This is a genomic window from Streptomyces sp. NPDC002276, assembly GCF_053891435.1.
Genome location: NZ_JBSFCQ010000004.1, coordinates 147,622 through 173,014 on the forward strand (window position 1 = coordinate 147,622; position 25,393 = coordinate 173,014).

A 25,393-nucleotide genomic window follows, 5' to 3' on the forward strand; every position below is an offset into this window, starting at 1 on the left:
AGTCCTTTCCGAGCGCCCGGATCTCACCGGACGGGCCCGGCTCAGTGGGCCCGTCCGGCGGCCGGACAGGGAGTGCGGAGGAGTGGTGGGGTCACTTCTTGGCGAGCAGCTGCTTGCTCTGCTTCTGCATGTCCGTGAAGACGGAGTCGCTCTTCTGACCCGCGAAGTAGGCCTGGAACAGCGGCTGGAACGCGTCCTGGAGGGCCGCGCCGTTGCCGTAGACCGGGGACGGGTAGAGCACCTTGTCCTTGATCATGTCCGTGAAGACGGACAGATCCACGCCCGTCTTGGCCAGCGCCGCGGCCGAGGCGTCCATGGAGGCCGGGATCGACGGGAAGAAGGTGCCGGTCAGGGAGGCCTTGGACTGGCAGGCCTCACTGCCCATGTAGGAGACCCACTTCCAGGTCTGCTCGGGGTTCTTGGTGCCGGCCCAGATGTTGTTCCCGTTGGAGTTGCTCAGCACGGACCTGGTCCTGCCGTCCGGGCCGTAGGGGGTGGGCGCGATGCCGACCTTGAGGCCGGGGATCTTCACGAAGGTCGAGGCCTCCCACGAACCGCCGGTCTCCATCGCGACCTTGCCGGAGGAGAGCAGGTCGACATCGCTGACGCTGTCGTTGAACTGCCCGATCTTGGGCGCGTACCCCTTGTCGGTCAGCGAGCGGATCCAGTCCATGGTCTTCACGAACCGCGGGTCGGCGTAGTTGAACACCGTCGGCCAGGTGGTCTTGTCGCCCAGCCGCCAGCCCGTGGTGCTGACCAGCGGGTTCCAGGTGAACTGGCCGATGAAGTCCTTCGACGCGACCTCCCCGTAGCCGTACGTCTTGACGTGGGACTTGTCGAAGCCCTTCTCGTCGCCGCGCCTGCCCTTGGTGTCGATCGACAGGTGGGCGATCATCTTGCCGAGCGTGCCGCCGTTGTCGGGGTTCCAGTTCAGCGACTTGACGTCCTGGTCGGTGTAACCGGCCTTCTTGACGGCGTCCTCGTTGAAGTAGACGCCGGACGCCGCCCAGTCCAGCGGCAGGGCGTACTGCTTGCCGTCGGTGAACTTCCAGGCGTCCACACCCACCGAGAACCGGGACAGGTCGAAGTTGTCCTTCTTGATGTAGTCGTCCATCGCCAGCAGTTGGTGCTGGGAGGCGTACGCCTGGAAGAACTGGACGCTGTTCTGGAAGGCGTCGGGCGCGTTGCCGGCCACGAACCCGGCGGTCAGCTTGGTGAAGTAGTCGTTGACGTTGTACTGGGTGATCTTCACCTTGATGTCGGGGTTGGCCTTCTCGAAGTCCGTGGCGCACACCTTGTACGCGGCGGCCTGCTTGTCGTCCCAGGTCCACCAGTTGACGGTCTTCGAACCACCGGCGGAGGAGGAGCCGTTGGAACACGCGGAGAGCAGCGCGGCCAGCGTGAGCGTGGCGCCCAGCGCGACCGTCTTCCGAACTCCCTTGATTCTTCTCATTGTTCCTTCTTTCGGGATGACGCGGTCGGTGCGGGGGACGGCTGCACCAGCGGATGGGACGACGTCTTGAGGAGGGCGCCGAACGCGCCCAGTGCGATGGCCAGGTCCTCGGGTCCGCCGGCGTCGTGGCCGTTGAACTCCCAGAGCCGCAGCTCTTTCTGGCCCGCGTAGGCGTGGTAGGCGGCGATCGCGGTGGCCGGCGGGCACGCCTCGTCGCGCAGCCCGGCGGAGAACCAGGCCGGGGCGTTCGCGCGGCGGGCGAAGGCGAGTCCGTCGAAGTAGCCGAGGGTGTCGAAGGTCTGCTCCACCCGGTCCCGGCGGGCCCCCAGATAGCCGATGAGCTCGGCGTAGGGCTCGGCGGAGGTGAGCCTGGTGGCGTGCCGGATGTCGCAGAGGAACGGCGACTGGAAGTGCGCCGCCGTCAGGTCGGGCACCAGTCCGGCGACCGCGAGGGCGATACCGCCGCCCTGGCTGGGGCCGACCACGGCGACCCGCTCCGGGTCGACGAGATCGGTGCGGGCGCGCAGCGCGTCCACGGCACGGACGGCGTCGGTGAACACCCGCCGGTAGACGTAGGTGTCCTTGTCCTCGATGCCCCGGGTGAGAAAACCGGGATGCGCCGGACCGCTGCCGACCGGGTCGGGGGTCGCGCCCCCGCCCGCCCAGGCGCCGCCCTGGCCGCGCGCGTCCACCAGCAGATGCGCGTACCCGGCGGACGCCCACAGCAGGTCGTCGATCGGAGCGCCGCGCCCGCTGCCGTAGCCGTGGAACTGGACGACGGCGGGCAGTTGGCCGTCCCGCTGCCGGGGCATCCGCAGCCAGGCGCGGACGGGGTGGCCGCCGAAGCCGGGCAGGACGGCGTCGAAGACGTCGACCGTCTCCAACCCGGTGGCGACCTCGGTCAGTTGGAGAGTGGCCTCCTGTCCGGCGCGGGTCTCGGCGAGGGTGCCCTTCCAGAAGCTGTCGAAGTCGGCGGGCTCCCGGTAGGCGCTGCGATAGGCGAACAGCTCGGGGACGTCCTGTTCGCTCAGCACGGCACCGGCTCCCCTCGGGGCCGCAGATCGGCGTCCAACTCGACCTGATGACCGGCCGGAAGCAGCAGCTCGGCCGTCCGGTCGCGGTACCGGATCCGCACGGGCTCACCGGAGTCACCCGCGTGCCTGCGCACGGTCGCACTGGTCAACTCGCCCTCGTTCCAGGCGAAGTCGACGGCCAGACCACCCCGGCAGCGCAGGTCCCGGGCCTCGCCCTCGGCCCACTGAACGGGCAGCGCGGGCAGCAGATCGAGGATGCCCGTGTGGCTCTGCACCACCATCTCGGCGATGCCGGCCATCAGCCCGTAGTTGCCGTCGATCTGGAACAGCGGATGCGTGGAGAAGAGGTTGGGCAGCAGTCCGCCCCAACGGGAGCCGTCCACCGGGGCGTTCACCCCGGAGTCGCCGTCAAGTGGCCGTACGGCTTCGAGGAACAGCGAGCGCGCGGTCGCCCCATCGCGCAGCCACGCCCGCAGCGCGATCTTCCACGACCACGACCAACCCATCGCCCCGGGCCCGCGCCGGTCCATCGACCTCCTTGCCGCGTCGGCCAGTTCGGGGGCCGAGTCGGGATCGATCAGACCGAGCGGGTGTACGGCGATCAGGTGCGAGAGGTGACGGTGGTGCGGGTCGGCCTCCGTCAGGTCCTCGGCCCACTCCTGGAGCAGGCCCTCCGACGAGACCGGCAGCGGGCGCAGCCGGGGCAGTGCCGCGCGGATCTCGCCGGTCAGCGGGGTGTCCAGACCCAGCAACTCGGCTGCCACCAGGGTCCGTTCGAAGGTGGCGCGGATCAGGGCGAGGTCCATGGTGGCGGTGCGGGTCAGGGATCTCGGGGCGCCGTCGGCCAGGAACAGGTTCTCCGGTGAGGTCGACGGCAGGGTGTCCAGATGGCCGGTGCCGTCGTCGACGAGCCAGTCGAGCAGGAACTCGGCGCAGCCGCTGAGCAACGGCCAGGCCCGCTCCCGCAGGAAGCCGGGGTCGCGGGTGAACTCGTAGTGGTCCCACAGGTGTTGGGACAGCCAGGCGCCGCCCATCATCCACAGCGCCCACGAGGTGTTGCCGTGCCCCATGCCGACCGGCAGCGCCCACCCCCACGGATCGGTGTTGTGGTGCGCCACCCAGCCGCGCGCGCCGTACAACTCCCGTGCCACATGGGCCCCTTGGGCGGCCATGCGGTCGAGCAGGTCGAAGAGGGGCGCGTGACAGGCGCTGAGCCCGACCGTCTCCGCGCCCCAGTAGTTCATCTGGGTGTTGATGTTGATCGTGTAGTTGGACGACCAGGCGGGGCGCAGCTCGGCGTTCCAGATGCCCTGGAGGTTGGCCGGGGGGCCGGTGCCCGGGCGGGAGGCGGTGGCCAGGAGATGGCGGCCGAGCTGGAACAGCACGGTGGCGGTGAGGAGTTCGTCGTCGCCGCCGAGGATGTCGCGGGCGACGTCGTAGGTGCCGGAGCGGCGGGGCCCGAGGCGCAGGGACGTGCCGCCCGACAGGGCCCGTACGTCGGCCTCGTGGTCCTTGAGGAGACGGTCGGCGCCCTGCGCGACGGCCCGCGCCGCGAGGTCGCCCGCGGTGGCCAGATGGGCGGCGCGGGCCACGGCCGGGGCCCCGCTCCAGTCGCGGTCGGCCGCGGTGGAACTGGCCAGGGTGAGCAGGAGGTTGGAGACGCCGGTGACGCGCAGACCTCCCTCGTCGTCGACGGTCGTCGTGCCGTCGGTGCGCACGGCGAGCGCGAGGGCGCCGAAGGGGTCGTAGCCGTCGACGGGACCGTCCGCGTAGCGCAGCGGTTCCGCGACCTCGGGCTCGTGCGCGGGGGCGCCGTCCACGGGTATCCCGATGCCCAGCGTGATGCCGTCGGGCGAGGCCGAGCGGAGCAACTCCCGCAGCGGGGTGGAGAGTTCGACGGTCAGGTCCACGGTGCCGCCGTCCGCGTCCAGCGTCACGCACAGGGCGCCGGTGACCGCGTCGGCCCAGACCCGGCGCCGTACCGTCGTCCCCCGAAGGTCGAAGGCGTCCTCGGTGACCGCGGTGTCGAGGTCGAGCGTCCTGCCGAGATAGGTGGCGTGCTCGCCGCCCGACACCGTCAAGTACAGGTCGGCGTACGGCAGATACTCCTGGCTGTAGGGCCCCTCGAAGGTCATGAGGAGGGACTCGGCGCGGTCCTGGTCGCCGGCGCGCAGCGCGGCGCGGACCTCTTCGAGCCGCTCCGGACCGGCTCCTCGCGCGCGGAGTGCGGCGAGGGCGGTGGCCGGTCCGGAGGGGGTGCCGGACCAGACGGTGGAGTCGTTGATCTGGATACGGGTCCGGCCGGTGCCGCCGAAGACCATCGCGCCGATCCTGCCGTTGCCGACCGGGGCGGCCTCCGTCCAGGTGGCGGCGGGCGCGGGCCAGCTCAGCACCAGGTCGCTGGAGTGCATGGCTGTGTCGTCCAATCGAGGGGTACGGGCGGTCACTTGAGGCCGGAGAAGCCGATGGAGTTGACGATGCGCTTGCCGAAGGCGACGAACAGCAGCAGCATCGGCAGGGCCGCGACCAGGGCGGCGGCCATCAACCCGGCCCAGTCGGGGGCCGCTTGGGGCGAGGACTGCTTGAAGACGCCGAGGGCGAGCGTCAGCGGCTCCACGTTCTCGCTGTTGGTGATCAGCAGCGGCCAGAAGTAGTCGTTCCAGGCGTTGACGAACATCAGCAGCGACACGGTCGCGATCGGCGCGGACGACATCGGCAGGATGATCCGGAAGAAGATCCGCAGCGGGCCCGCGCCGTCGATGATGGCGGCTTCCTCGACCTCGGTGCTCAGGCCCAGCATGAACTGCCGCAGGAAGAACAGCGTGAACGCCTGGAAGAGCGCCCCCGGCAGGATCAGTCCGGCGAACGTGTTGGTCAGGCCGAGGTCTTTGACGAGGACGAAGTTGGGCAGCAGCGTGAAGACGCTGGGCACCATCAGCGCGGTGATCAGGATGTTGAAGACGAGGTTGCGGCCCCGCCAGTGCAGCCGGGAGAACGCGTAGGCGCCGGCCGAGGCGAACAGCACGATCAGCACCGTCTGCACGGATGCGTAGATCAGCGAATTGCGCAGGTAGAGCGCGATGTTGATGGCCGCGCCCGAGCCGCCCTGGGCCTGTGCGTCGGCGGTGGAGGCGATCCCGAGGACGCGTTCGAAGGCGCCCCAGGTGAAGCCGACCGGCAGCGGCGAGGACGGGTGCGTCGACAGCTTGTAGTTGTTGGACAGCGCGGTGCGCAGGATCCAGTAGAACGGGAAGAGGGTGATCAGGACGACGATGCCCAGATAGATCCAGGCGACGATCCTGCCGGGGGAGAGGCTTCTGCGGTACTTCCGGGGCCGGGGCCGCGCGGTGGCCGCCTGGCCGGGGGCGAGGGTGACTGCCATGACGGGCTCCTTCAGCTCAGGTCGGATTCGCCTGCGCGGGCGAGCCGCAGCTGGGTGAAGGTGACCGTGATGAGCAGGGCGAACAGGGCGAGCGAGAGGGTGGCCGCGTAGCCGAAGTCGAACTGCCTGAACGCCTTGCTGTAGATGTACATCTGGAGCACGTTCGAGGCGTTGGCCGGGCCGCCCTGGGTGGTGACCTGCACGATGTCGAACACCTGGAAGGAGTTGATCACCGTCAGGACGACCACCATGACGAGGATCGGCCGCAGCAGGGGCACCGTGAGGCGCCGGAACATCTGCACCTCGCTGGCGCCGTCCACCCGGCCGGCCTCGTAGACGGTGGCCGGGATGGTCTGGAGGCCGGCGAAGATCAGCAGGGAGTAGTAGCCCATCCACTTCCAGATGCTGATCGCGGCGAGGGACGGGATGGCCCAGGCGCTGCTGCCGAAGAAGAGGATGGAGTGGCCCGTCAGATGCTGTAGGACGAGGCTGACGACGCCGAGGGACGGGTCGAGCATCCACTGCCAGACGAGCGCGGCGATGACGTTGGAGATCAGGAACGGCAGCAGGATCACTCCGCGCAGCGCCGACGACCTGGTCACCCGGTGCAGCACCACGGCCGTCACCAGGGAGGCCAGGGTGCCGAAGACGACGGCCAGGATCACGAAGTAGACGGTGACGAGCAGGGAGTGCCAGAAGACGTCGTCGCCGAACATCTGGTGGAAGTTGGCCAGTCCCACCCAGTTCGGCGGGGTGAGGACATGGAAGTCGGTGAAGCTGAGGTAGATGCCGCGCAGGGTCGGATAGGCGTAGAAGACGGCGAATCCGACGACACTGGGAAGGATCAGCAGGAGTGCGACCGGCAGGTCGCGGCGGCGGGCCGCCGCGGACCTGGTCGGCGCGTTGCGGCTCGCCCTGCGGGCCGAACGGGTCGTGCGGGTCGAACGGGCCTTGCGGACGCGGGGTGTTGGGCCGGGGGCGGTGGCCGTGGTGGTCACCGCGGCGGACGGTGGTGTGGTCGGCGTCTTGGGCTCGCCCTGTGATGTGACCACCACGGAACTCTCCTCGGATGTCGGTCGGTTGGAGGCTGGTCAGGTCGGACGGACGACGGTCAGAGGACGATCCGGTCCACGTCGGCGGCGTAGTCCGTGGCGTTGCCGAAGGTGATCGTGTTGTCGCCGGCCTTCAGCTGGACGGGCACGGTGATCGAACTCGGCCGGCCCCAGACGTTGTCGTTGCTGCCCGGCAGGAACTGCTGGAAGGAGGTGCCGCCGGTGGTGACGATCATCGTGCGGCCGGTGTCGCCGTCGGTGTAGTCGAGCTTCATCAGGTACGTGCCGTCCCGGGGCGCGGTCACGTGGTTGACCGCCACGGTTCCGGTGCCGCCGAGGTTGCCGACCTTCTTGCCGCCCGAGCACGCGGAGCAGTCGCCCACGGAGGCGTTGCCGCTGAGCGTGTTCCCGGAGGCCTCGGCCTCGTACGACACCGGTCCGCCCGCCGCCGGGGTGGTGACGTCAACTGCCTTGCTGGGGGCGGACTTCCGTCCCTTGGCGTCGTGCGCGACCACGGTGAGGGAGTAGGCGGTACCGGCCTTCAGACCGCTCACGGTGGCGGAAGTCCCGGTGACGGTGGCCTTCTTGGCGCCGTTGGCGTACACGTCGTAACCGGTGGTCTTCGTACCGGAGTTGACCGCGCTCCAGGCGAGCGAGACGCTGCCGGCCGTCGACGCGGTGCCGTGCGCGTTCAGCGGCACACCCGGGTGGCTGCCGGTCGCGGCGGGCGTGATGCGCAGCAGACGCGAGCCGTGCGGGGCCAGGTTGGCGGTGAACCTGCCGCTGACCGGGGCGAGGTTCTTGTGGCTCCACAGGTCGCGGACCTTGGCCTTGCCGGTGATGCCGAGGTCGCTGAAGTCGGCGGTCACGTCCGAGTAGCCCTTGCCCAGGTTGAACAGGGCCACGGTGTAACTGCCGTCCGCGTTGCGGGTGTACCAGGTCTGCTGCGGGGTCTTCTGACTGACCGGCCTGGCGGGGGTGCCCGCCTGGTCGACCGCGATGACCTCGTCGTTGGTGAGCAGCTTCAGGCCGTACTTGTCGAGCTTGGTGAGGTCGTCACCGATGTACAGCGGCGCGGCCTCGATGGCCCACAGCGTCATATAGCTCTGCCGCTCGGTCTGGTTGACGCCGTCCATGACGTCCGAACCCACGTCGAGCGAGTCGAGGTTGTTCCAGTGGCCCGGCCCCGCGTCGTCGATCCACGGCACGACGTCGTTCCAGCGCGCCTTCACCGAGTTGTTCCACGTCACCAGGGTGTCGCAGTAGCACTCGACGTCCGTGTCGATGCGCCAGCCGTTGGAGTTGGCCTTCCAGACGTCGGCCTGGTTGTGGCTGAGCGACCAGGACAGGGTGAACTCGATGGGCCGCCCGGTGTTCTTCAGGGCGGTGTGCCAGGCCTGGATGTCGGGGACGTTGTTGTGCGCGTCGTCGCCCTGGTTCGAGCCGGGGCCCACGCCGTCGATCTTGAGGAAGTCGACGCCGAAGGAGGCCAGTTGGTCGGCCTCGGACTGGATGTACTTGGTGGTGCAGGGGCTGGAGAAGTTCAGCTGGTAGGAGACGTCGTCCCAGCCGCTGGTCTTGCGCAGGTCCGGGTAGACGATGTCCTTGGTGGTGCAGCCCGGCGCGTTGTAGATCGGCGTCTTGCCGTCGTTGTACGCCTGCTGGTAGAGGCCGACGGCCAGATACAGGCCGAACTTCAGTCCCTTGCGGTGGAGTTGGTCCGCGAGGTACTTCATCCCGTGCGGGAACTTCGTCAGGTTCGGGGTCGGCCGGGCGTAGGCGTCGCCCTTGGCGTCGTTCCAACCGGCGTCCACGTTCACGTAGTTGTAGCCGTGCGACTTCAACTTCGAGGACAGCACGTCCGCCTGCTGAAGGACGTGCGCCTCGGTGAGCCAGTCCCCGCCGTAGCCGGGGAAGTTGGTGGATTCGACGCTCCAAGTGCTGTAGCCCATATAGGGCTTGGCGGCCACGACGGGCGCGGTCGTGGCGGTCGTGGTACCGGATGCCCGGGCCCCCGAGGCGTCCGCGGCGGTGGCGGCCCGTGCGGAGGCGGGCACGACGAGCGCCGCCGTCAGCGCGGTGAGGCAGGTGAGAGTTCTCAGACGTGTGGGTCGAGCTGGACGAGGCATGTGTGTACTCCGTCAGGGCGCGGCTGGAGGCGGGGTTCCCGCCTGAGGTGTCGAGGTGCGGGGAGCCTCTCGGTGTGGTCGTCCCGGGACATCACCGAGGGGGTTCGCTGGGACCAACGGGCGAGTGGGTGGGGGCCACACACTCCTCACCGGCGCAGGACCGTCCCGTCCGCCCCGACGAGGAGTGCGGCGAATCTAGGCTTAGTTTCCTTCCAGCGTCAACATAGTCGGCGCCCAGAAAACTCCGACCTTTGTGCGGCCTGGTGGGGGGTTTCAGCCGTCTGCTGTCGAATGACCTGCGGTTTCAGGCCCATAGGGCCGATGTATATCCCTTGTCTTACTTTCCAAAGGAAAGGTAACGTCGCCCCATGACCCTCGCCGACCAGCCACCCGCGGCCGCACTCGTCCTGCAGACCCTGCTCCAGTACGGTCCGCTGAGTCGCGCCGAGATCGGCCGGCGGACCGGACTGACTGCGGGGGCCGTCACCAAGGTGGCCACCTCGCTGATGGCCGACGGCTGGATCACCGAGGGCGGCAGGCCCGCCACCGAGCGGACCAACGGCCGCCCGGCGACCCCGGTCGAAGTACGGCCCGAACGCGCCCTGTTCGCCGGTGTGAAGGTCACCGGCGAGGAACTCATCGGCGTGCTCGCCGATCTGACGGCCCGTCCGCTGGCGTCCCGGCGCGTCCGCCTCGACTCACGCGACGTGGGGACCGTGGTGCTGGCCATCGCCCGGCTCGTCGACGAACTGCGCACGGCGGCGAACCCGGCGGGCGCCGCCGACCTCCACGGCATCGGGGTCACCATCTCCGGCGACGTGGACAGCCAGTTGGGAACGGTCCAATACTCGCCCTTCCTCAACTGGCGCCGGGTACCGCTCGCCCAGCTCGTCGAGACGGCCACCGGGACACCCACGGTCATCGAGAACGACGTACGCGCGCTGACCGTGGCCGAGCAGTGGTTCGGCGCCGGAGTCGGGCTGTCGATCTTCGCCCTGGTGACCGTCGGCGCCGGCATCGGCGCCGGGCTCTGCGTCGCCGGCCGGGTCGTCTCCGGAGCGCACGGCGTGGCGGGCGAGGTGGGACACCTGCCGGTGAGCGGCACCGACCGGATCTGCACCTGTGGCAACAAGGGCTGCGTGGAAGCGGTCGCCTCCACCCACGCGATCGTCGAACAGGCCCGACAGGCCACCGGCGACGGGGAGTTGACCATGGACGGCGCGATCCGCCTCGCGCACACCGGAGACCCCGCCGTCCGCGCCGTCTTCGCCCGCGCCGGACACGCCGTGGGCCTCGCCCTCGCCTGCGTCGCCAACCTCATCGGACCGGAGCGGATCATCATCTCCGGCGAGGGCGTCGCCTCCTACGACCTCTTCGCCGACCACATCCGGCAGGCCTTCGTGGACCACGCGTTCGGCGCCGCGGTGGACTGCGATCTCGTGGTCCGCCCCCTGCCGTTCGAGGAATGGGCACGCGGCGGCGCGGTGGTCGCGGCCCAACGCGTGTTCGCGCCCGCGAAGTAGCGAGGTGACGTGTGCACGCCCCCGGTCGATAGTCTGCTGCCCGATCAGGACGATCGGGACGACCACGCGCGCGACCGCAGAGGTGAGACATGTCCTTCACCACCCGCCCCACCCTCCAGGGCACCTTCGGCATGGTGTCCTCCACCCACTGGCTGGCCTCGCAGTCCGCGATGGCCGTCCTGGAGGACGGCGGCAACGCCTACGACGCCGCCGTCGCCGGAGCCTTCGTCCTGCACGTCGTCGAGCCGCACCTCAATGGCCCGGCCGGCGAGGTGCCCGTCCTGCTCGCCCCGGCGAGCGGCGAGGTCCGGGTGCTGTGCGGACAGGGCGTCGCACCCGCCGGAGCCACGATCGACCACTACAGGGGACTCGGTCTGGATCTCGTACCCGGCACGGGCCCCCTCGCCGCGGCCGTCCCCGGCGCCTTCGACGCCTGGCTGCTGCTGCTCCGCGACCACGGCACGAAGTCCCTCGCCGACGTCCTGAAGTACGCCATCGGGTACGCCGAGGACGGGCACGCGTGCGTGGAGAACGTCGGCGCGACCGTCGAGACCGTACGGCGGCTCTTCGAGACGGAGTGGACCTCGTCGGCGGACGTGTACCTGCCCGGCGGCAAGGCGCCCCGCCCCGGCGAGCTGTTCCGCAACCCCGCCCTCGCCGCCACCTGGAGGCGGCTGCTCGCCGAGGTCTCCGGAGCAGGGGACCGGGAGGCCCAGATCGAGGCGGCGCGCGCGGTGTGGCGCTCCGGATTCATCGCCGAGGCCCTCGTGCGGCAGTCCGGGCGGCCCACCATGGACACCAGCGGCGAGCGCCACACCGGCACCCTCACGGCCGCCGACCTCGCCTCCTGGTCCGCGTCCTACGAGGCCCCGGCGACCTACGACTGGAACGGCTGGACACTCTGCAAGGCCGGTCCCTGGAGCCAGGGCCCGGCCTTCCTCCAGCAACTCGCGCTGCTCCCGCCCGAGTTGCCCGCCTACGGTTCCGCCGACTACGTCCACCTCCTGATCGAGGGCTGCAAGCTCGCGATGGCCGACCGGGAGGCCTGGTACGGGGACGCGGGCGAAGACGCCGTACCGCTGCGGGAGTTGCTGTCGGCGGACTACAACGCGGCGCGGCGGGAGCTGATCGGTGAGAAGGCCTCGCACGAGCTGCGGCCCGGCAGTCCCGGAGGGCGCGTTCCGCGGCTGAGCGGGCACGCGCGCGTGGTGGCGCCCGCGGAGTCCGGGTTCGACCCGCTGGGGGCGGGGGAGCCGACCGTCGCGCGGGTCACGGCCGACGGCGGTACCCGGGGCGACACCTGCCACCTCGACGTCGTCGACCGCTGGGGCAACATGATCGCGGCCACGCCCAGCGGCGGCTGGCTCCAGTCCAACCCCGTGGTGCCCGAACTGGGCTTCCCCCTCGGCACCCGTTTGCAGATGGCCTGGCTGGAGCCGGGGCTCCCCAACTCCCTTGCGCCGGGCCGCCGTCCGCGCACCACGCTCACCCCGTCGATCGCCCTGCGCGACGGAGTGCCGGTGCTGGCGTTCGGTACACCGGGCGGGGACCAGCAGGACCAGTGGCAGCTGCACTTCTTCCTTGCGGTCGCCACGCGCGCGAAGGCACGCGGCGGCCTCGACCTCCAGGGCGCGATCGACGCTCCGAACTGGCACAACGACAGCTTCCCCGGCTCCTTCTACCCGCGCGGCATGCGACCGGGCAGCGTGACCGTCGAGTCCCGCATCGACGAGACGGTGGTGGAGGAGCTGCGCAGGCGCGGCCACGACGTGACCGTGGGGGACGCCTGGTCGGAGGGGCGGCTGTGCGCGGTCGCCCGGGACCCGGCGGCCGGGATCCTCTCGGCGGCGGCGAATCCCCGGGGCATGCAGGGGTATGCCGTCGGACGCTGACGCACCGGGTGAACCTGACAGTGATCGCGAATCCGGGTGTTCATGGTGATTCCACCCGGAGTGCACCGGGCCGGTGGGGATTGTCAGTGGCCCGTGCTCTCATGGAGACATGATCGAAGACACCGAAACCATCGACGAGTTTCTCGTACAGCACACGGCCGACGTCGAGGACGCGATCCGCAAGGCGGCGGCGGCCGAGATCATGCCCCGCTTCCGGCAGCTCGCCGCGCACGAGATAGACCAGAAGAGCGGCCCGCACGACCTGGTCACGGACGCCGACCGCAACGCCGAGCGGCACCTCACGCAGGTCCTCGGCGCCCTCCTGCCCGGCTCCGTCGTGGTCGGCGAGGAAGCGGTGCACGCCGACCCGGAGACCTACGAGGCGATACAGGGCGACGCCCCGGTCTGGATCGTCGACCCGGTCGACGGCACCCGCCAGTTCGTGCGCGGCGAGACCGGCTTCTGCACCCTGGTCGCGCTGGCCCGGCACGGCGAACTGCTCGCGTCCTGGACCTACGCCCCCGCCCGCGACCAACTGGCCACGGCGGTGAAGGGCGGCGGCGCCTTCCTCGACGGCGTCCGGCTGCGCTCCGGTGCCCCGGACCCCACCCGGGACCTGGAAGTGGCCACCTCCCACCCGGACTACACGACGGACGCCCAGAAGCGCGCCCTGCTCGGCCTGTGGGCGGACGGGGTGCGCACGCGCCCGTGCGGCTCGGCCGGACTGGAGTATCTCGCCATCGCCCGGGGCGAGTTGGACGCCACGGCCTTCTCCTGGGAGGCCGCCTGGGACCACGCGGCGGGCCTGCTCCTCGTCGAGGAGGCGGGCGGCGCCCACCTCACCCTCACCGGAGAGCCCTTCCGCATCACGGGCGGCAACGCACTGCCGTTCACGGCGGCCCGGGACGCGGCGACGGCCCGCCGCGTCATGGAGCTGCTGAGGGCGTCGTAGGGTCACGGGTTCCGCACACTGGACGGACCGGCCCCGGGGATGTCAGTCCCGCGGCATATCCTGACCCCGAGTTGCCATGGGCTGACGAAGAAGGGGTCCGAAGGTGCCGTCGATGCTCGATGCGGTCGTGGTGGGTGCGGGGCCGAACGGACTGACGGCTGCCGTGGAGCTGGCCCGGCGCGGCTTCTCCGTGGCCGTGTTCGAGGCACGGGACACCGTGGGCGGCGGCTCCCGCACCGAGGAGCTGACCCTCCCCGGCTTCCGGCACGACCCCTGCGCCGCGGCGCACCCGCTGGGCATCAACTCGCCCGCGTTCCGCGCCCTGCCCCTGGAGCGCTACGGCCTGGAGTGGCTGCACGCCGAGCTGCCCATGGCGCACCCGTTCACCGACGGCAGCGCGGCCGTGCTGTCCCGGTCCGTCGCGGAGACGGCCGCCTCCTTCGGACCGCGCGACGCGGGGACGTACCGCAGGCTGGTCGAGCCCTTCCTCCCCAAGTGGGACACCCTGGTCCGCGACTTCATGTCCCTGCCGTCCACCTCGCTGCCCCGCGACCCGGTCACCCTCGCCCGCTTCGGCCTGGCCGGACTGCCCCCGTCGACCTGGCTGACCAGCCGTTTCCGCGACGAGCGCGCAAAGACCCTGTTCGCCGGACTGGTCGGCCACGTCATGGCCCCGCTCAACGGCTTCGCCACCGGAGCCATCGGCCTGGTCTTCGCCCTCGCGGCACACGCGCGCGGCTGGCCGGTGGCCCGCGGCGGCTCCCAGTCCATCTCGGACGCCCTCGCCGCCTACCTGAAGGACCTCGGCGGCGAGATCCACACCGACTACGAGGTCAAGCGCCTCGACGACCTCCCCCCGGCCCGCGCCTACGTCTTCGACACCTCGCCCACCGCCCTGGCGAAGATCGCGGGCTTCGGCAACCACTACGACAGCTACCGCTACGGCCCCGGCGTCTTCAAGATCGACTACGCGCTGGACGGCCCGGTGCCCTGGACCGCCGAGGAGGCGCGCACCGCGGGCACCGTACAGATCGGCGCCGACAGCACGGAGATCGGCAACGCCCTGCGCGCCGCGTCCCGCGAGAACCGCGCCCCCGACCGGCCGTTCATGATCACCGTGCAGCCCAGCGTCGTCGACCCCACCCGGGCCCCGGCCGGCAAGCAGGTCTTCTGGGCCTACGGCCATGTCCCCAGCGGCTGGACCGGCGACCTCACCGACGCCCTGGAACGCCAACTGGAGCGCTTCGCCCCGGGTTTCCGCGACCGCGTCCTCGCCCGCGCGACCGCTGGCCCGCCCGAACTCGCCGCACGCAACGCCAACTACGTCGGCGGCGACATCGGCACCGGCGCGGTCTCCGGCCTCCAGATCCTCCTTCGCCCCAAACTCTCCCTCTCTCCCTACGGCACCCCGCACCCGGCCGTTTTCATCTGCTCCTCGGCGACCCCGCCAGGACCCGGTGTGCACGGCATGTCGGGCCACAACGCGGCGAAGGCCGTCTGGCGCAAACTGCGGCAGACATGACCACCATCACCCTCGTCCAGGGCGACATCACCCGCCAGGCCGCCGACGCGATCGTCAACGCGGCCAACTCCTCGCTCCTGGGCGGCGGAGGCGTGGACGGCGCGATCCACCGCCGCGGCGGCCCCGCGATCCTGGAGGCCTGCCGAAAACTCCGCGCCTCCCACTACGGCAAGGGCCTGCGCACCGGCCAGGCGGTCGCGACAACAGCGGGCGAACTCGACGCCCAGTGGGTGATCCACACCGTGGGCCCGGTCCACTCCCGCGAGGAGGACCGCTCGGCCCAACTCGCCTCCTGCTACCGGGAGTCGCTGCGCGTCGCCGACGAACTCGGCGCCCACACCGTCGCGTTCCCCGCCGTCTCCGCCGGGATCTACGGCTGGCCGATGGACGACGCGGCAAGGATCGCGGTGGAGACCGTACGGGCGGCGAAGACGTCGGTCGAGGACGTCACGTTCGTGCTCTTCGACGAGGCGGCGTACGAGGCGTTCGGCAGGCAGCTCCGCTGACCGAGCTTGGCGGGACAGCCCTCACGCATCGATCACAACGTCCTCCAGCGGCTTCGAGCAGCAGAGCAGAACCTTGTTCTGGGCGATCTCGCGTGGCCGGATGCCCCCGTTGTGCCGCATGTCGACGGAGCCGGAGAGCAGGGTCGCCTTGCAGGTGCCGCACATGCCCTGCGCGCACGAGGCCGGCAGGCTGAGGCCCGCTCTGGACGCGGCGGCGAGGAGGGAGGTGTCGGCGTCGCACTCGATGGTGCGTCCGGTGCGGGCGAACTCGACCTTGAAACCGGTGTCCGCGGCGGCCGACGAGGGGGCGGCCTGCCCGGTCGGCGCCTCGAAGGTGAAGCTCTCCTCGTGGTAGTGGTCCATGTCGAGGCCCGCGTCCGACAGCATCCGCCGTACCGCGGCCATGTAGGGGGCGGGGCCGCAGGTGAAGACCTCCCGTTCGAGGAAGTCCGGCGCGATCTGCCGGAGCGTCTCGATCGTGAGCAGGCCGCGGTGTCCGCCCCAGGGGGCGTACGGGCGGTCCTCCTCGCAGATGTGGACGATCCGGATGTTGGGCGCGGTCGCGGCGATGAGGTCGAGTTCGTGGCGGAAGACGATGTCCGCCGGGGTGCGCGCGCTGTGCGCGAACACCACGTCGGCGGGGTCCGCGAGGTCGTACAGCGTCCTGGTCATCGACATCGACGGCGTCACACCGACGCCCCCGGACAGGAAGAGGTACTTGGGTGCCGGATGCCGGGCCGTGGAGAAGTCGCCGAGCGGTCCGTGCGCCCGTACGGTGTCGCCCGGCCCGAGGTGGTCGTGCAGCCAGTTCGACGCGAGCCCGCCCGGTACGCGCTTCACCGTGATCGAGAGCAGGAAGGGGCGGGTGGGCGGTGAGGAGATGGTGTAACAGCGCCGCACCGGTCGGCCGTCGATGTCGAGGGTCAGCGTCAGGAACTGGCCCGGGTCGTGCCGGAACGGCCGGGGTTCGGCGTACTCGAACACGAACGTGGAGACGTCGTGCGTGAGCGGGTGCACCTGACGGCACACCAGCAGCTCTTCGGTCTCGCTCATGGCCGGCGCTCCAGGTGTGCCTTGAGCCTGGTCACGTACCAGTTGACGAACGCCTCGACCTGTTCCTCCGTCGGACCGTACGGGCCCGGCAGATAGGCCGGGCTGCTGATGCCCCGATGGGCGCGGGCCACCAGCACCGCGTCCTGGTCGTTCGTGGCCTGCCACACCTTGGTGAGGGTGTCGAGGTCGTAGTCGATCCCCTCGACGGCGTCGGCGTGCACGAGCCAGGTGGTGCGGACGAGGGTGCGGTCCGGGCCGAGCGGGATCACGGAGAACGTGATCGCGTGGTCGGCCATGAAGTGGAACCAGGAGTTCGGCTGGATGTGCATGGACAGGCGCCCCAGGCGGGCCGTGGGGAAGTCCGCCAGCAGGCGTTTGCACGCGGCCGTGCCGTCCGGGGTGTACGACTCCCCGGCGAGGTCGAGGGGCTCGCGCTGGATGCGGAAACCGGTGGGGCGGGTGTCCAGTTCCTCGATCTCGGCGTAGGGCAGGCCCAGCGAGTCGTAGGTCTCGCGGGCCTCGGCGTCGGCCACGAGGAAGCGCTCGTAGGCGGGGCGCAGCGCGGGCGGGAGGTCCTTCTCCTGGTAGCCGTAGATGGGGAAGTAGCAGGCCTGGAGTTCGGGATGGCCCACGCAGTGGTAGCACTCCCGGTTGTTCTCCATGGTCAGCTTCCAGTTGCCGTTCTCGACCAGGTCGATCTGCGTGGCGACCTTCGTCTCGGCCAGGCGGTGCGGTGCGAGGTACGGCGCGATGCGGGCGGCGACCTCGTCGAAGTCCTCCGGCGGCTCCTGGGCGAGGCAGATGAAGACCAGCCCGGCCACCGTGCGCGCGTGCACGGACCGCAGCCCGAAGCATGACGGGTCGAAACCGGGCGCCTGGGACTCGGCGTACAGCAGCTTGCCGTCGACGCCGTACGTCCAACGGTGGTATCCGCAGACGATGTTGCCCACCGAACCGCGCTCCTCGTCGAGGATGCGCGCGCCGCGGTGGCGGCAGACGTTGTGGAAGGCCCGGACGTCCTCGTCGTCGTCGCGCACGACGATGACCGAGTACGACCCGAGGTCGACCGTCACGTAGTCGCCGGGCTCGGGGAGCTCCGCCTCGGCGGCCACGAACAGCCAACTCCGGGCGAAGACGGCCTCGATGTCGAGGTCGAAGAACTCCTCGCCGACATAGAACGGGGCTTCGAGGCTCCGGCCCGCGGGACGTCGGGCGACGAGGTCGCCGACGTCGGAGGTCGCTTGCTTCATCTCATCTCTCCGGTACGACTGGGGAGTTGACGTCAGGACGGGGGGTGACGCTCAGACCGGCAGGCACAGCCGCAGCGCGTCGTGGATCGCGGCGTGGATGTTGCGGGAGGCGACGGCGTCGCCGACGCGGAAGAGCTGGTAGCGGCCCGCCTCGTTACGGACCACGGACTGCGGCTCGTCGGCCAGCAGGGCGCGGTGGTCGACCTCGCCCAAGTTGCTTGATCCGGGGCGGAGTTCGACGTACAGCTCGTCCGCGGGCAGGGTCCCGTGCTCCACGACCACGTGGTCCACGATCCGTTCCGTCTCGGCCTCGGTGTACTCGCTGTAGAGGGTCGCGGCCAGTCGTCCGTCCCCGGTGCGGCGCACGGAGCGCAGTCGCCGGGCGAGCGTGATGGTGACGTCGTGCGCGGTGAACGCCCGTAGGTAGGCGGGGGAGTTCATGCTGCCGACGTCGGGGGCGAGGGCGCGCTCCGGGGTGACGTACTCGATCCTGAGGTCGGGCGACGCGGTGAGGACCTCCACGGCGTCCATGGCCGGGTAGCCGCCGTGGTCGTCGTAGACCAGGATCTTGCCGCGTGGGCGCCGCAGCGAGCCCGTCATCACGTCCCAGGTGTCGGCGACCAGGTCCTCGCCGGCGGTGAGGAAGCTGCGGTTGGGCATGCCTCCGGTGGCGACGATCACGAGGTCGGGGTGTTCCGCGAGGACGTCGTCGGCCTCGGCGTACGTGCCCAGGCGTAGATCGACGCCGAGGACTTTGCACTCGGCGAGGCGCCAGTCGACGATCTGGATCAGGTCGGCCCGGCGCGGGTTCGACGCGGCGAGCCTGATCTGCCCGCCGGGCCGGTCGCTCGCCTCGAACAGGACGACGTCATGGCCGCGTTCGCCCAGGACGCGCGCAGCTTCCAGTCCGGCCGGTCCCGCTCCGACGACAACTGCCGTCCTACGACGGCCTTTTGTGCGGGAGATGAGGTGGGGCAGGTGGAGTTCGCGGCCGGTGGACGGGTTGTGGACGCACTTGGTGTCGCCGGAGTCGTAGATCGCGTCGAGGCAGTAACTCGCCCCGACGCAGGGCCGGATGCGGTCCTCCTGGCCGGCCTTCACCTTGGCGACCAGGTGTGGATCGGCGATCTGCGCACGGGTCATGCCGACCAGGTCGAGCAGTCCCTCGCGCAGGGCGTGCCGCGCGGTGGCGACGTCGGCGATGCGGGCCGCGTGCATCACGGGTATGGGGAGGCGACGTTTGATCTCGCCGGTGAACTCCAGGTACGGGCCGAGCGGGGTGCCGATGGACGGGATGACCCTCGCCAGGGACGCGTCCCGCTCGATGGAGCCGTGGATGGTGCTGATGAAGTCGATGCCGTCGGCGGCGTATTGGCGGGCGGCGGTGATCGCCTCGTCGAAAGTGAGGCCGCCGGGTTGTGCCTCGTCCAGCGACATCCGGATCCCGACGACGAAGTCCGGGCCGACGGCTTCGCGCACCGCCCGGATCACCCGGCGCGGAAACGCCATCCGGTTCTCCGGGCCGCCGCCCCACTCGTCGTCGCGGTGGTTGGTCGCGGGGGAGAGGAAGCTGTCCAACAGGTGGCCGTACGCCTCCAGTTCGATGCCGTCGAGACCGCCCTCCCGGCAACGGACCGCCGCGGCGGCGTAGTCGGCGACGATCCGGTCCAAGTCCCAGGACTCGGCGGCCTTCGGAAAGGCGCGGTGCGCGGGCTCGCGCAGCGGTGAGGCGGACACCACCGGGAGCCAGTCCCCGGTGAAGTTGCTGGTGCGGCGGCCGAGATGGGTGACCTGGCACATGACGGCGGCCCCGGCCTCGTGCACGTCGTCGGCGAGCCTGCGCAGCCACGGGACGATGTCGTCGCGGTACAGGAGCAGGTTGCCGAACGCCGGCGGGCTGTCGGGCGAGACGACCGCCGAGCCGCCGATCATCGTGAGACCGACCCCGCCGCGCGCCTTCTCCACGTGGTAGGCCCGATAACGGTCCTTGGGCAGGCCGTCCTCGCCGAACGCCGGTTCGTGAGAGGTGCTGACCACGCGGTTGCGCAGGGTGAGGTGCTTGAGCCGGAAGGGTTGGAGCAGGGGATCCAGGATGGCTGAGGGCACGGCTGCTCCTCGAAGGATGCTGTGGCGCGTCTGTTTCGCGATGCAAAACAGCATCGCCATACGAGACAAATGGTGGAGCTGGGAATCCCCGGCCGTCAATAGCCCGCCGTGTTAACTCGCCGTGCGCGCGGCGCTCATCCGCGTTTCACGTGGCCCCGGCGCCAGGAGATCTTCGCGGCGGCCGCCAGCAGCTGGTCCGCGAGACCGGACACGGTGTCCTCGCCGATGCGGAAGGTCGGCCCGGACAGGGTCACGGCCGCGATGACCTTGCCGTCCAGGGCGCGGATCGGGGCGGCGATGGCGGCCAGACCGATCTCGTGCTCCTCGCTGGTGGTGGCGTAGCCCCGCTCGCGGATCGTCTCCAGCGCCGCCGCGAGGGTCCTCGGGTCGACGATCGTGTGCGGGGTGTACTTCTCCGCCCCCCTCGCGAAGATCTCCGCGACCTGGTCGGGGGCCATGTGCGCCAGGAAGAGCTTGCCCGCCGCGGTGGCGTGCAGCGGGGCGCGTCGGCCGACCCAGTCGATGCTCGTGATCGCCGCCGCGCCGATCGCCTGGTCGATGGTGATCACGTCGTGCCCGTCGTGGATCGCCACGTTCACGGTGTCGCCCACGGCCGCGGCCAGTTCCTGGCAGACGGGACGGCTCAGCAGGGACAGGTCGTTCACCTTGCCCGCCCCGGCGGCCAGTTCGACCATCGTGTACCCGATGCGGTACCGCCCGCGCTCGGTGTCCTGCTCGACCAGGCCCCGTGACTCCAGGGTCGCCAGCAGCCGGAACACGGTCGACTTGTGGATGCCCAGTTCCTCGGCGACTTCGGTCACCCCGCTGGGACCCCGCGTGGCCAGCACCTGGAGGATCGACACCGCCCGGTCGACGGACTGCACCGAGTGATCACGTGGGCGGCTTCCGCTGCTGGTCATGGCGGAAGGGTAATCGAGGGGACGGCACCGGCCGCGAGCCTCCGGTCCCGACAACGAAGGGGGGTGGCGGTGCGGTCTGCCGACCCCACCGCCACCCCCCTTTCCGTCAGCCGATGATGCGGTGCGTCGTCCAGAACGAGGTCAGGTCCGTGGTCGTCGCGGCCTGGGCCGCCGCCTTGAACTCGGCCGTGGTCGAGACGCCGTACCAGTGCGAAGTGGCGTAGTCCTTCAGGAGTTTGGCCATCACGGTGTCACCGAGGGTGCGGCGCAGATCGTGCAGGGCGCACTTGCCGTAGCCGTAGACGACGGTGGAGTAGCGGGACGAGTGGGCGTCCCAGTACGCCATCGAGTTGGTGATGTTCTCCGCCGTCGAGGCCCAGGAGACGTTGTTCCAGCAGTTGGTGCCGGTCAGGCCCTGGGCCAGGTCGGTGGCGTAGTCGGTGAACGCCTCGTCCAGCCAGGGGCTGTTGTACTCGTCGTCGCCGACGATGCCGTAGAACCACTGGTGGCCGATCTCATGGGTGAGAGCCGTGGTGCTGACCAGGTCGAGGACGAAGCCGGGGTACTCCATGCCGCCGAACCAGAAGTTGTTGTCGATGACGGCGTCCAACTCGCCGTACGGGTAGGCCCCGAAGCGTCCCGCGTGGGCGTCGACCGCCGACTTGGCGGTGGTCAGCATCGACTGGGCGTTGGCCGAACTGATGCCCGTCACCGAGTAGATGTTGATCGGCGTGCCTGCCGTCGACGTACCGGAGATCTTGGTGAACGGGCCCGCCGCCCACGCGAAGTCGCGGACCTTGGAGGCCGTGGCCGTGGTGATCGTACGGCCGCTGGTGCCCGGGGTGTCGACCGAGGCGCCGGTGGCCGGGACCAGCAGGGTGGTCGGGTGGTCCAGGGTCACCTTGAAGTCGGCGGCCAGGGAGTAGAAGGACTCGCCGTTGTTCGTGTACGGGTCCAGGTGCCAGCCCGAGCCGTCCTTGATCGCGAGGACCGGCAGCGCGTTGCCGATCATGCTGAACGCGCCGTCGTAGCCGAACCGGTCGGCGCCGCTCGGGACCGTGATCCCCAAGTCGAAGCCGATGGTGGTGGATTGACCCTGTGCGAGGGGAGTGGGGAGCGCTATTTGCAGGGCCGTGCAGGCGACCGAGAGGGCGCCCGCGGTGCCGCCGGTGACGTTCGTGACCGTGATCGGCGGGGCGGTGCAGGTGCCGTGGTAGTTGTCCCACAGCCGCAGGTACACCTCGGTGAGCGGGCTCGCCGAGGCGTTGGTGAAGGTCGTGCTCTCGTGGCCGGTCCAGACCGTGCCGGCGGTGTTGCTGGTCAGGCTGACGGTGTACGCCGGGGCGGCCGGAGTGCGCGTCGAGTCGGCCGGCGGGGCGGTGTCGCCCGAGGTGTCGAGGGCGATGTCGTCCACGACGAAGCTCGTCTGGAGACTGGAGTCCTCGACACCGGAGAAGGCGAGGCTCACGGTCTGGCCCGCGAACGACGACACGTCGAACGACTTCTGGACGTACCCGGTGGCCTTGTTCAGGTTCGAGTAGGTCGCGAGGGTCGTGCTGCCGATCTTCGCCGTGAGCTTGTCGTACGCGGTGGACGAGGTCGTCTCGGCGGTGTCGATGTGCAGCCAGAAGGTCAGCGTCGCGCTGGCGCAGCCGGACGGGATCGTCACGCTCTGGGAGAGCGTGTCGGTGTGCGTGCCGCCGGTGCCGTCCAGCCAGGCGAAGCTGGTGCCGCCGTGGGCGCTCTGCCCGGTGCGGCTGGTGATGACGGTTGTCGAGGACTGGGTCCAGGACGAAGTGCCGCTTTCGAAGCCGCCGTTGGCGACCACCTGCGCCGGGGCACAGGCGGCGGCCACCACGGGGGTCGCGTCCGGTGCCGCGGCGGCCGGGGTGACGGGCAGCGAGAGGGCGGCTACCGCGGCGACGGCGAAGACGCCGGCTGCGAGAGCCTTGTGGGGGGTCGGTCTCACACGGAACTCCTTATACGGCGGCCGGGATCCCGGCCTGCTCGGTGGCCGCCCGGCCGGACTGGGTGTGCCGGTGGGTGGCCTCGGGAACGCGCGTAGCTGTTGCGTGATCGCGGGGGAAGCTTCGCAGATTTGACCGGGCCATGCCATAAAAAGAAGGAAGTGTGCGCATGGAGTGGAGGAAGGTGCGAACGGGGGCCGGAGGGTGCCGTGCGTATGCCTACGTTGACCGGGCCATGCCTGGATTTGGCCTCCGGTTGGCCGAATGTACGCCTTCGATTGCTTCCATCGAGCGATGGACCACATCACGTTCCTCGTGGCGGTCGTCATCGTCACGGCCTTGGCCTTCGACTTCACCAACGGATTCCACGACACCGCCAACGCGATGGCGACGTCCATCGCCACCGGGGCGCTCAAGCCCAAAGTGGCGGTGCTCATCAGTGGAGCTCTCAATATCGTCGGCGCCTTCCTCTCCACGGAAGTCGCCAAGACGATCTCCGGCGGCATCGTCGACGACACCCTGGTCACACCGGGGATGATCTTCGCGGGGCTCGTCGGCGCGATCCTCTGGAACCTCCTGACCTGGCTGCTCGGGCTTCCGTCCAGCTCCTCGCACGCCCTCTTCGGTGGCCTGATCGGTGCCGTCTGGGTCGGCGCGGGCTCCAACGGCGTCCACTTCGACAAGGTCGTGGAGAAGATCCTGATCCCGGCGGTCGCCTCCCCGCTCGTGGCCGGAATCGCCGCTCTCCTCGCCACCTACCTCGCTTACAAGATCACCGCCCGGGCCCGCAAGGACTCGGTCACCAAGGGCTTCCGGATCGGCCAGATCGCCTCGGCCTCGCTGGTCTCCCTCGCACACGGCACGAACGACGCCCAGAAGACCATGGGCGTCATCACCCTGACCCTGATCTCCGTGGGCGCGCTCGGCCACGACGCCGGTCCGCCGGTGTGGGTCATCGCCTCCGCGGGCCTCGCGATCGGGCTCGGTACCTACATCGGCGGCTGGCGCATCATCCGCACGATGGGCAAGGGCCTCACCGACATCGAGTCCCCGCAGGGCTTCGCGGCCGAGGCCGCCTCCACGACCGTGATCCTCACCTCCGCCCACCTCGGCTTCGCGCTCTCGACCACCCAGGTCTGCTCCGGCGGCATCCTGGGCGCGGGCCTCGGCAGGCGCCTCGCCGAGGTGCGCTGGGGCACGGCCGGCCGTATGGTCATCGCCTGGCTGGTCACCCTGCCGGCCGCGGCCCTGGTCGGCGGCCTGTCCGCGAGTGTCGTCAAGCACGGCGGCAACCTCGGTACGGCCCTGATCGCGCTGATCGCCGCCGCCGTGGCCGGATTCATCGTGATCGCCTCGCGCCGCAACCCCGTGCACGCCGACAACGTCAACGAGACCCACGAGGTCACCATCCGCGGCGGCGCGTCCTCGGACGTCCGTACGGCCGCCTGAGTCAAGGGAGTTGACTGATGAGCGTGGACTGGAACGCCCTCGGCGAGGTGGCCGCGGTGAGTGTCGGAGTGACCGTCGGTGTGGTCGTCGTCTTCGCGCTGGGGGTGCTCGGCATCGCCCAGGTCGAGGCCGCCCGCGAACAGGACGGCGGCACCCATGCCCTCGGATTTGCCCAGGCGGGGTTGTGCTTTGTCGCCTGTGCGGCTGTCGTGGCATACGGCATATATCTCATCGTGCCGCAGTTCCACTGAATACCGCTGATCACTGAACCGCATCGAGAGGAGGCCGGGATGACTGAGCTGTTGTCGGGGCTGCGCGTCGACTACACGGACCAGGACGACCCGGTGCTGATCCGGCCCGACGGCAGCCCGGTGGACACCTGGCGGGAGAACTACCCGTACGAACAGCGCATGGAGCGCAAGGAGTACGACTGGCACAAGCGGCTCCAGCAGATCGAACTGCTGAAGCTGCAACGCTGGATCAAGGAGACCGGACGCCGGCTCGTCATCGTCTGCGAGGGACGGGACGCGGCCGGCAAGGGCGGCACGATCAAACGGTTCACCGAGCACCTGAACCCGCGCGGCGCCCGCGTGGTCGCCCTGGAGAAGCCGAGCGAGCGCGAGAGCGGTCAGTGGTACTTCCAGCGCTACGTCCAGCATCTGCCGACCGCCGGCGAGATCGTGCTGTTCGACCGGTCCTGGTACAACCGGGCCGGAGTGGAGCGCGTGATGGGCTTCTGCTCGGAGGACGAGTACCGCCGCTTCATGCGCCAGGCCCCGCTGTTCGAGCGGATGCTGACGGACGACGGCGTCGACCTGATCAAGCTCTGGTTCTCCGTCTCACAGGGTGAACAGCGCACCCGTTTCACGATCCGCCAGGTGGATCCCGTACGGCAGTGGAAGCTCAGCCCGATGGATCTGGCCTCGCTGGACCGCTGGGACGACTACACGGCCGCCAAGGTCGCCATGTTCCGGGAGACCGACACCGAGCAGGCCCCCTGGACCGTGGTGAAGAGCAACGACAAGAAGCGGGCCCGAGTCGAGGCCATGCGCAGCGTGCTGGCCCGCTTCGACTACGCCGACAAGGACGAGGAGGTCGTCGGCAGCCCCGATCCGCGCATCGTCGGCGAGGCGGCCACCTTGCTGGAGGCGGGGGAGGACGACACGGCGGCGGTGTTCTAGGGGCGAGGTCCTTTTGGACCGG

19 protein-coding genes are annotated in these 25,393 nt (G+C 70.1%); 8 read left to right on the forward strand and 11 right to left on the reverse strand.

Translation table 11 applies throughout. The annotated features are described in order from the left end of the window. Positions 1-91: 91 nt before the first annotated feature. From ACWIHT_RS12700 to ACWIHT_RS12725, 6 genes are read right to left on the reverse strand one after another with little or no spacing between them, the layout of a single operon-like run. Entirely contained in the window at positions 92-1,453 is a 1,362-nt protein-coding gene (locus ACWIHT_RS12700) for an ABC transporter substrate-binding protein (protein WP_456167314.1), read from the reverse strand. Continuing rightward, positions 1,450-2,487 (reverse strand): acetylxylan esterase, encoded by a 1,038-nt coding sequence (locus ACWIHT_RS12705; RefSeq protein ID WP_456167316.1) that lies wholly within the window; start codon positions 2,485-2,487, stop codon positions 1,450-1,452. The genes ACWIHT_RS12700 and ACWIHT_RS12705 overlap by 4 nt, the downstream gene beginning before the upstream one ends. After that, complete coding sequence (locus ACWIHT_RS12710; protein WP_456167318.1) at positions 2,481-4,898, reverse strand: glycoside hydrolase family 95 protein; 2,418 nt, start codon at positions 4,896-4,898, stop codon at positions 2,481-2,483. The genes ACWIHT_RS12705 and ACWIHT_RS12710 overlap by 7 nt, the downstream gene beginning before the upstream one ends. Before the next feature lie 32 nt (positions 4,899-4,930). Next, positions 4,931-5,869, reverse strand: a complete 939-nt coding sequence (locus ACWIHT_RS12715; RefSeq protein WP_456167320.1) for a carbohydrate ABC transporter permease — start codon at positions 5,867-5,869, stop codon at positions 4,931-4,933. 11 nt (positions 5,870-5,880) lie between these two features. Further along, entirely contained in the window at positions 5,881-6,924 is a 1,044-nt protein-coding gene (locus tag ACWIHT_RS12720; RefSeq protein ID WP_456167322.1) for a carbohydrate ABC transporter permease, read from the reverse strand. 56 nt (positions 6,925-6,980) lie between these two features. Beyond that, complete coding sequence (locus ACWIHT_RS12725) at positions 6,981-9,050, reverse strand: fibronectin type III domain-containing protein (RefSeq protein ID WP_456167324.1); 2,070 nt, start codon at positions 9,048-9,050, stop codon at positions 6,981-6,983. Positions 9,051-9,418: 368 nt separating this feature from the next. Between ACWIHT_RS12725 and ACWIHT_RS12730 the strand changes: the two genes are divergently transcribed. The 5 genes from ACWIHT_RS12730 (at position 9,419) to ACWIHT_RS12750 (ending at position 15,445) form a co-directional block, all read left to right on the forward strand. Continuing rightward, entirely contained in the window at positions 9,419-10,573 is a 1,155-nt protein-coding gene (locus ACWIHT_RS12730) for an ROK family protein (RefSeq protein WP_456167326.1), read from the forward strand. 89 nt (positions 10,574-10,662) lie between these two features. Continuing rightward, positions 10,663-12,465: a gamma-glutamyltransferase family protein gene (locus ACWIHT_RS12735; protein WP_456167328.1), complete on the forward strand. Its 1,803-nt coding sequence runs from the start codon at positions 10,663-10,665 to the stop codon at positions 12,463-12,465. Between the two features lie 109 nt (positions 12,466-12,574). Next, positions 12,575-13,417 carry an inositol monophosphatase family protein gene (locus ACWIHT_RS12740; RefSeq protein ID WP_456167330.1) on the forward strand — a complete coding sequence of 281 codons (843 nt, stop codon included), beginning with the start codon at positions 12,575-12,577 and terminating at the stop codon, positions 13,415-13,417. A gap of 112 nt (positions 13,418-13,529) precedes the next feature. After that, positions 13,530-14,939 (forward strand): phytoene desaturase family protein, encoded by a 1,410-nt coding sequence (locus ACWIHT_RS12745; RefSeq protein WP_456167332.1) that lies wholly within the window; start codon positions 13,530-13,532, stop codon positions 14,937-14,939. Further along, the gene (locus ACWIHT_RS12750) at positions 14,936-15,445 is read left to right on the forward strand and encodes an O-acetyl-ADP-ribose deacetylase (RefSeq protein ID WP_456167334.1); all 510 of its coding nucleotides are present in this window, start codon (positions 14,936-14,938) and stop codon (positions 15,443-15,445) included. Before ACWIHT_RS12745 ends, ACWIHT_RS12750 begins: the two co-directional genes overlap by 4 nt. Before the next feature lie 21 nt (positions 15,446-15,466). On the opposite strand, the gene ACWIHT_RS12755 is transcribed toward ACWIHT_RS12750, so the two are convergent. The 5 genes from ACWIHT_RS12755 to ACWIHT_RS12775 form a co-directional block, all read right to left on the reverse strand. Further along, the gene (locus ACWIHT_RS12755; RefSeq protein ID WP_456167336.1) at positions 15,467-16,498 is read right to left on the reverse strand and encodes a 2Fe-2S iron-sulfur cluster-binding protein; all 1,032 of its coding nucleotides are present in this window, start codon (positions 16,496-16,498) and stop codon (positions 15,467-15,469) included. Then, entirely contained in the window at positions 16,495-17,748 is a 1,254-nt protein-coding gene (locus ACWIHT_RS12760) for an aromatic ring-hydroxylating oxygenase subunit alpha (RefSeq protein WP_456167338.1), read from the reverse strand. Before ACWIHT_RS12760 ends, ACWIHT_RS12755 begins: the two co-directional genes overlap by 4 nt. Positions 17,749-17,799: 51 nt before the next feature. Further along, the gene (locus tag ACWIHT_RS12765) at positions 17,800-19,854 is read right to left on the reverse strand and encodes an oxidoreductase (protein WP_456167340.1); all 2,055 of its coding nucleotides are present in this window, start codon (positions 19,852-19,854) and stop codon (positions 17,800-17,802) included. A 134-nt stretch (positions 19,855-19,988) separates the two neighbouring features. Then, positions 19,989-20,774: an IclR family transcriptional regulator gene (locus ACWIHT_RS12770; protein ID WP_456167342.1), complete on the reverse strand. Its 786-nt coding sequence runs from the start codon at positions 20,772-20,774 to the stop codon at positions 19,989-19,991. Positions 20,775-20,880: 106 nt separating this feature from the next. Further along, positions 20,881-22,743 carry a M1 family aminopeptidase gene (locus tag ACWIHT_RS12775; RefSeq protein ID WP_456167344.1) on the reverse strand — a complete coding sequence of 621 codons (1,863 nt, stop codon included), beginning with the start codon at positions 22,741-22,743 and terminating at the stop codon, positions 20,881-20,883. A gap of 292 nt (positions 22,744-23,035) precedes the next feature. Between ACWIHT_RS12775 and ACWIHT_RS12780 the strand changes: the two genes are divergently transcribed. Genes ACWIHT_RS12780 through ppk2 form a run of 3 tightly spaced genes read left to right on the forward strand, consistent with a single transcriptional unit; the run spans position 23,036 to position 25,371 of the window. Beyond that, entirely contained in the window at positions 23,036-24,190 is a 1,155-nt protein-coding gene (locus ACWIHT_RS12780; protein ID WP_456167346.1) for an anion permease, read from the forward strand. Positions 24,191-24,207: 17 nt separating this feature from the next. Then, positions 24,208-24,441, forward strand: coding sequence for a hypothetical protein (locus ACWIHT_RS12785; RefSeq protein ID WP_456167348.1), 234 nt, complete (start codon positions 24,208-24,210; stop codon positions 24,439-24,441). Positions 24,442-24,480: 39 nt separating this feature from the next. Next, complete coding sequence (gene ppk2 / locus ACWIHT_RS12790; RefSeq protein WP_456167350.1) at positions 24,481-25,371, forward strand: polyphosphate kinase 2; 891 nt, start codon at positions 24,481-24,483, stop codon at positions 25,369-25,371. Positions 25,372-25,393 lie beyond the last annotated feature (22 nt).

Excerpts from the sequence above, each read along its gene's own strand:
- ACWIHT_RS12745 (WP_456167332.1), top strand. The coding sequence starts at position 13,530 with ATGCTCGATGCGGTCGTGGTGGGTGCGGGGCCGAACGGACTGACGGCT.
- ACWIHT_RS12755 (WP_456167336.1), bottom strand. The coding sequence starts at position 16,498 with ATGAGCGAGACCGAAGAGCTGCTGGTGTGCCGTCAGGTGCACCCGCTC.
- ACWIHT_RS12700 (WP_456167314.1), bottom strand. The coding sequence starts at position 1,453 with ATGAGAAGAATCAAGGGAGTTCGGAAGACGGTCGCGCTGGGCGCCACG.
- ACWIHT_RS12750 (WP_456167334.1), top strand. The coding sequence starts at position 14,936 with ATGACCACCATCACCCTCGTCCAGGGCGACATCACCCGCCAGGCCGCC.
- ACWIHT_RS12715 (WP_456167320.1), bottom strand. The coding sequence starts at position 5,869 with ATGGCAGTCACCCTCGCCCCCGGCCAGGCGGCCACCGCGCGGCCCCGG.
- ACWIHT_RS12730 (WP_456167326.1), top strand. The coding sequence starts at position 9,419 with ATGACCCTCGCCGACCAGCCACCCGCGGCCGCACTCGTCCTGCAGACC.
- ACWIHT_RS12735 (WP_456167328.1), top strand. The coding sequence starts at position 10,663 with ATGTCCTTCACCACCCGCCCCACCCTCCAGGGCACCTTCGGCATGGTG.
- ACWIHT_RS12780 (WP_456167346.1), top strand. The coding sequence starts at position 23,036 with ATGGACCACATCACGTTCCTCGTGGCGGTCGTCATCGTCACGGCCTTG.
- ACWIHT_RS12725 (WP_456167324.1), bottom strand. The coding sequence starts at position 9,050 with ATGCCTCGTCCAGCTCGACCCACACGTCTGAGAACTCTCACCTGCCTC.
- ACWIHT_RS12740 (WP_456167330.1), top strand. The coding sequence starts at position 12,575 with ATGATCGAAGACACCGAAACCATCGACGAGTTTCTCGTACAGCACACG.
- ppk2 (WP_456167350.1), top strand. The coding sequence starts at position 24,481 with ATGACTGAGCTGTTGTCGGGGCTGCGCGTCGACTACACGGACCAGGAC.
- ACWIHT_RS12710 (WP_456167318.1), bottom strand. The coding sequence starts at position 4,898 with ATGCACTCCAGCGACCTGGTGCTGAGCTGGCCCGCGCCCGCCGCCACC.
- ACWIHT_RS12785 (WP_456167348.1), top strand. The coding sequence starts at position 24,208 with ATGAGCGTGGACTGGAACGCCCTCGGCGAGGTGGCCGCGGTGAGTGTC.
- ACWIHT_RS12770 (WP_456167342.1), bottom strand. The coding sequence starts at position 20,774 with ATGACCAGCAGCGGAAGCCGCCCACGTGATCACTCGGTGCAGTCCGTC.
- ACWIHT_RS12760 (WP_456167338.1), bottom strand. The coding sequence starts at position 17,748 with ATGAAGCAAGCGACCTCCGACGTCGGCGACCTCGTCGCCCGACGTCCC.